The organism is Aeromonas sp. PS2Canimalfood6 (genome assembly GCF_048276795.1).
In the GTDB taxonomy this organism is placed as follows: Bacteria; Pseudomonadota; Gammaproteobacteria; order Enterobacterales; family Aeromonadaceae; genus Aeromonas; species Aeromonas caviae.
The window spans coordinates 1-452 of sequence record NZ_JBLUXC010000169.1; the positions used below are offsets into that span (position 1 = coordinate 1).

Below are 452 nucleotides of genomic sequence, written 5' to 3' on the forward strand. Positions count from 1 at the left end.
CTCGTAACCCACCTTGCCCGCCGTGATGTCGGCATCGGTCAACAGGCGGTCGGCCTGGCCGCTCACCTTGAGGGTGTCCCCGGCCTTGGCATCGCCCGGCAGGCTCACTTCCACGTCCACCTTGCCGCTGATCTCGGTGTGGCTGATGGTGCCGTCGTTGTTCACGTCTTCGGTGATGACCACGGTCGGCGCGCCGGTCGCGGTGGTGTCGCCCATGGTGGCGCTGTCGCTGCCCGGCAGCGAGACGTTGCCCGCCGCGTCCACGATGGTGGCGGTCACGGTCAGCGTCACGCCGTCCGCCGGACGGTCAAACTCGTAACCCACCTTGCCCGCCGTGATGTCGGCATCGGTCAACAGGCGGTCGGCCTGGCCGCTCACCTTGAGGGTGTCCCCGGCCTTGGCATCGCCCGGCAGGCTCACTTCCACGTCCACCTTGCCGCTGATCTCGGTGT

Annotated in this window: 1 protein-coding gene; it reads right to left on the minus strand. The window is 68.4% G+C overall.

The window, feature by feature from the left end; all coding sequences use genetic code 11:
• Window positions 1-452: hypothetical protein (locus ACNPAA_RS21095; RefSeq protein ID WP_417892002.1), on the minus strand; the 452-nt coding region annotated here is incomplete at both ends.